The sequence below is a fragment of the Pseudomonas sp. FW305-28 genome, assembly GCF_017351395.1.
Classification (GTDB): domain Bacteria; phylum Pseudomonadota; class Gammaproteobacteria; order Pseudomonadales; family Pseudomonadaceae; genus Aquipseudomonas; species Aquipseudomonas fluorescens_AA.
Genome location: NZ_JACNDD010000239.1, coordinates 1 through 6,026, shown reverse-complemented (window position 1 = coordinate 6,026; position 6,026 = coordinate 1). Strand labels below are relative to the sequence as shown.

General features: G+C 62.0%; 2 protein-coding genes. Both read left to right on the top strand.

What is annotated here, in order from left to right:
* Nucleotides 1-4,015 (top strand): non-ribosomal peptide synthetase (locus J4E53_RS29535; RefSeq protein ID WP_207268263.1); only part of this gene is annotated, 4,015 nt, incomplete at its 5' end.
* Between the two features lie 331 nt (nucleotides 4,016-4,346).
* Nucleotides 4,347-6,026, top strand: a 1,680-nt coding sequence (locus J4E53_RS29530; RefSeq protein ID WP_259333259.1) for a condensation domain-containing protein, incomplete at its 3' end; no start/stop codon positions are given.

The following is a 6,026-nucleotide window of genomic DNA, read 5'->3' as shown; positions in this document are numbered from 1 at the left end:
CGTGGCCGGGGAGATTTACATCGGCGGTGTGCAGGTGGCGCGGGGTTACCTGAACCGTCCGGAACTGACCGTCGAGCGTTTCCTGCGGGATCTGTTCAGCCGTGCGGCGAATGCGCGGATGTACCGCACCGGCGACCTGGGTCGCTACCTGCCGGACGGCAACATCGAGTACCTGGGGCGCAACGATGACCAGGTGAAGATCCGTGGTTTCCGCATTGAGTTGGGCGAGATCGAAGCGCGGCTGGCGCAACACGAGACGGTGAAGGAAGCCGTGGTGCTGGCCCGTGAAGATGCACCGGGCGAAAAACGCCTGGTGGCCTATTTCACCCCGCACTCAGTGGATGAAATGGCGGATATCGAGGCCCTGCGTACCCATCTGTCAGGGCAACTGCCGGAATACATGGTGCCGAGCGCCTACGTGCGGCTCGATACGCTGCCGCTGACCCCCAACGGCAAGCTTGACCGCAAGGCGCTGCCGACACCGGACCTGGACGCGGTGATCACCCGCGAATACGAGGCCCCACAAGGCGACGTGGAAGCCCGCATTGCCCGGATCTGGGAAGACTTGCTCAAGCTCGAACAAGTCGGTCGCCACGACAATTTCTTTGAGCTGGGCGGGCACTCGCTATTGGCGGTGAAAATGATCGAACGCATGCGCCAGGTCGACCTGAGCGTCGATGTGCGGGTCTTGTTCGGTCAGCCCACGTTGGCCGCATTGGCCGCCGCCGTCGGTGGCTATCGGGAAGTCGTGGTGCCGGCCAACGGTATCCCGGCCGATTGCACACGCATCACACCGGACATGCTACCGCTGGCCGAACTGTCTCAAGAGGAGATCGAGCGAATTATCGCGACGGTGCCGGGCGGCGTGACCAATGTCCAGGACATCTATGCCCTGGCGCCGCTGCAGGAAGGGATTCTGTATCACCACCTCACCGCCGCCGAAGGTGACCCCTATCTGCAGCAAGTGATATTCGGTTTCGACAATTTCACCCGCCTGGAAGATTTCGCCCACGCGTTGCAAGCCGTCATTACCCGACACGATATCCTGCGCACCGGTGTGCTCTGGGAGGGGCTGTCCGAGCCCATGCAGGTGGTCTGGCGTGACGCGCCATTGAGTTTCGAGTCGGTTGCGCTGGATCCGGCCCAGGGCGATATCGCCACACAGTTGCACCAGCGTTTCGACCCCAGGTTCTACCGCCTGGACATTCGCCAGGCGCCGATGATGCGGATTGTCTATGCGCAGGATCCGGTGAACCAACGCTGGGTGGGCATGCTGTTGTTTCACCATCTGGTGGACGACGTCACGTCACTGGCGGTGCTGTCCGCGGAAATCGAGGCGCACATGCTCGGCCAGGCGCAGCGGCTGTCGGCGTCGGTGCCGTACCGCAATTACGTGGCCCAGGCCCGCTTGGGCGTGAGCCGTGAGGAGCACGAAACCTTCTTCCGCGACATGCTCGGCGATATCGACGAGCCGACGTTGCCGTTCGATTTGCAGGATGTGCAAGGCGATGGCAGCGGCCTCGAGGAGGTGCGCCAGGATGTCTCGACCGACCTGAGTCGCCGGTTGCGGGCCCAGGCGCGTCAGCTCGGGGTGAGTGCGGCGAGCCTGTATCACCTGGTCTGGGCGCAAGTCCTGGGCCAGGTGTCGGGCAAGGACGATGTGGTGTTCGGCACGGTGCTGGTGGGCCGGATGCAGGGCGGCGAGGGGGCCGACCGCGCGCTGGGGATGTTCATCAATACCTTGCCGTTGAGGGTAGGCCTGGGGGCGCAAGGTGTGCTCGTAGGGGTCAAGGCGACCCATGCCCGCCTGACCGCGTTGCTGGGCCATGAACATGCCTCCTTGGCGTTGGCGCAACGCTGCAGTGGCGTGCAGGCGCCGACGCCGTTGTTCAGTGCCTTGCTTAATTACCGTCATACCGCCACGGCGGTGTCGAGCGAGGCATTGTCGGCCTGGAACGGTATTCAGGTGCTGGGTGGCGAAGAACGGACCAACTACCCGCTGATGTTGTCGGTGGACGACCAGGGCGAAGCGTTCAGCTTTACCGTCGTGACCCCGGCGCGCATTGGTGCGCAGCGGCTTTGTGGTTATGTGCAGCACACGCTGGAAAACCTGGTGGGCATGCTCGAACAGCAGCCGGACCTGCCCTTGCAGCACCTGTCGATCCTGCCGGCCTCTGAACGTGAGCAACTGCTGGTGACATTTAATGCCACCGAGGCCGACTATCCGCAACAGCAGACGATTCATGGTCTGTTCGAAGCCCAGGTCCAGCGTACGCCGGATGCCGTGGCAGTGATCCGTGGCGAGCAGCGTCTGAGCTATGGGGAACTGAACGAGCGGGCCAACCGCCTGGCCCATTACCTGCGCAAGCAGGGGGTGAAGCCCGATTCGCGGGTGGCGATCTGCGTAGAGCGTGGCATCGACATGGTTGTTGGGTTGCTGGCGATCCTCAAGGCTGGCGGCGGTTATGTGCCTCTGGATCCGGCGTATCCGCTGGATCGGATTGCCTACATGCTGGAAGACAGTGCGCCGGCGGCGGTATTGACGCAGACGGCGACCCTTGGATTGCTGGCCGCAGCTTCGATGCCAGTGATCGATCTCGACAGTGGTTTGTGGCAGGACGAGTCCGTCCAGAATCCGGAGGTGGCCGAGCTGACGTCCTCACACCTGGCCTATGTCATCTACACCTCAGGTTCGACTGGTCTGCCCAAGGGCGTGATGATCGAACACCGCAATACGGTGAACTTCCTGACCTGGGCCCATCGTTCTTTCGATTCGCAGACCTTGGCGAAGACCCTGTTCTCGACGTCGTTGAACTTCGACCTGGCGGTCTACGAGTGCTTTGCGCCGCTGACCTCGGGCGGCAGCATCGAAGTGGTCACTAATGTGCTGGAACTGCAGCAGGGCGAGCACGACATCACCCTGATCAACACCGTGCCCTCGGCGCTCAAGGCCTTGCTGGAGTCCGGTGGGCTGGGCGAGGGCGTCGATACGGTCAACGTCGCCGGTGAAGCGCTCAAGCGCAGTCTGGTTGAAACCTTGTTCGAACAGACCCAGGTCAAACGCCTGTGCAACCTCTACGGCCCTTCGGAAACCACGACCTACTCAAGCTGGGTGTCGATGGCCCGCGAAGACGGGTTTGCCGCGCATATCGGTAAACCGGTGGCGAACACCCAGTTCTATCTGTTGGATGAACACGGGCAACCGGTGCCGCTGGGCGTGCCGGGTGAAATCTACATCGGTGGTGCCGGGGTCGCTCGCGGTTATCTCAACCGTGATGACCTGACGGCTGAACGTTTCCTCAAGGATCCGTTCAGCACGGCTCCAAACGCCCGCATGTACCGCACTGGCGACCTGGGCCGCTACCTGCCGGACGGCAACATCGAATACCTGGGCCGCAATGACGACCAGGTGAAGATCCGTGGTTTCCGCATCGAACTGGGCGAGATCGAAGCCAAACTCGCCCAGGCTCCAAACATCAAGGAAACCGTAGTCCTGGCCCGTGAAGACGTGCCGGGGGACAAGCGCCTGGTGGCCTATTTCACCCAACACTCGCCGGACGAAGCAGCAGAGATCGAAACCCTGCGCATGCACCTGCAAGCGCAGCTGCCGGCCTACATGGTGCCCGCTGCCTACGTGCGCCTGGATGCCTTGCCACTGACGCCGAACGGCAAGCTCGACCGCAAGGCGCTACCGGCCCCCGACAGCAATGCGTACACCACGCGTCTGTATGAAGCTCCCGTGGGTGACATGGAGATCAAGCTTGCCGCGCTGTGGGCAGAGTTGCTCAAGGTCGAACGGGTGGGGCGGCATGACCACTTCTTCGAACTGGGTGGTCACTCGTTGCTCGCTGTGACGCTGATCGAACGCATGCGCAAGGACGACATGGAGGCCGATATCCGTGTGCTGTTCGGCCAGCCGACGCTGGCCCTGGTGGCTGCCGCCGTGGGCGAGGTACGGCATATCGATGTGCCGATGACGAAAATTCCCGCGTTGACGCGCAAACGCAGCATCTGAGTCGGCAACCTCCAACCGAAGGGTGAATGCCCTGTCCCGGGCTTTCCGGGCAGGGCGCTCGCCCTGAATCCTGCCCATCTGTATGTCCTGTCTGGCCGCCGTTGGGGCTTGTCCCTGCTTCCCATGACAGACATCACCTACCGAATGCTCTAATTTTTTTTGGCCTGTAAGGCAGCGGTTCGCAAACCGCCACCTTCGGTTGAACGTGACGATTATCCATCGCTTTGGCTCATGCGCCGAGGTCGGCCCCTCCGCCGTCCAGGCGCTGCGCCGTACCTGAAAAACACATTTTTATCGTCAACCACTCCGAATTAGAAAAGCAGGTTCTTCGATGCAATTCAGCGAATTGATGGCAGCTCTTTCCCAGCATCCGATCCGTCTGCAACAAGATGGCGACAACCTCGTGATCCTAGGCGACGACGAAAGAATGGACCACGCGCTATGGGAGAGCCTTACCGTCCATAAGCAGGAACTGCTCGACCTGGTGGAGAGAAATGGTGGCGACTGGCTGAGTCCGGCATTCCGGATCACGCCGGACATGCTGCCCCTGGCTGACCTGACGCAGGAAGAGATCGACCGGATTGTCGATACGGTGCCCGGCGGCGCGGGCAATGTGCAGGACATCTACCCGCTGGCACCGTTGCAGGAAGGCATTCTTTACCATCACCTGGCGGCGGAGCAGGGCGACCCCTACGTGCTGCAATCCTTGTTCGGTGCCGATCGCAGGACACGCCTGGACGACTTTGCCCAGGCGTTGCAGGGCGTCATCGATCGCCATGACATTCTGCGTACCTCGGTGGTTTGGGAGGGACTGGACGAGCCGGTGCAAGTGGTCTGGCACGAGGCCACGCTGGCGTTGGAGGAAGTCGTGCTTGACCCGGCCGCCGGTGATGCCGTGTGGCAACTGCAACAGCGTTTCGACACCCGCCATCATCGTCTGGATGTGGGGCAGGCGCCGCTGATGCGGCTGATTTGCGCGCAGGATCGTGACAACGACCGTTGGGTGGCGATCCTGCTGTTCCACCACATGGCGATAGACCATACGGCACTGGAACTGGTGCAGGGTGAAATGCAAGCGTTCCTGCTTGGGCAGGCCCACCAATTGCCCGACCCCGTGCCTTATCGCAACTACGTGGCACAGGTCCGCCTGGGTGTGGGCGGTGATTCCCATGAAGCGTTTTTCCGCGAAATGCTGGCCGATGTCGATGAGCCGACCTTGCCACTGGGTTTTGCCGAGGTACCTGAGGGCCAGTCGGTGATCGAGGAAGCCCATTTGCCGATCGGTGCTTCGTTGAGCCGTCGCTTGCGGGCACAGGCCCGCCAATTGGGTGTCAGCGCCGCCAGTCTGCATCACTTGGCCTGGGCGCGGGTGGTGGGCGGTCTCTCGGGCAAACAGGACGTGGTGTTCGGCACAGTACTGATGGGGCGGATGCAGGGCGGCGACGGCGCCGACCGCGCCCTGGGCATGTTCATCAACACGCTGCCGCTGCGCGTGAAACTGGCCGGGCACGGTGCGCGCGAAGGCGTAAAAAATACCCATGCAAGCCTGACGGCGTTGCTCGGTCACGAGCATGCCTCGTTGGCCTTGGCCCAACGTTGCAGCGGCGTGGCTGCACCCGCTCCGCTGTTCGGTGCCTTGCTCAACTATCGGCATAGCAGCACAGCCCAAGCACTTTCGTCTCAGACCCTTGAAGCATGGGAAGGTTTGCATGCGCTGGGAGGCGCAGAGGGCACGAACTATCCGTTGACCTTGTCGGTGGATGATTTGGGCGAAGGCTTCAGTCTCAGCGTATTGGCCCTGGCCGGAATGGGCGCTCAGCGCATTGCTGGGTACATGCGTCAGGCATTGGAGAATCTGGTCTGGATGCTCGAGCAGCAGCCAGACATGTCCTTGCAGCGTTTGTCGATCCTGCCGGTCTCGGAACGTGAGCAACTGCTGGTGACGTTCAACGCCACCGAGGCCGACTATCCGCAGCAGCAGACGGTTCATGGGTTGTTCGAGGACCAGGCT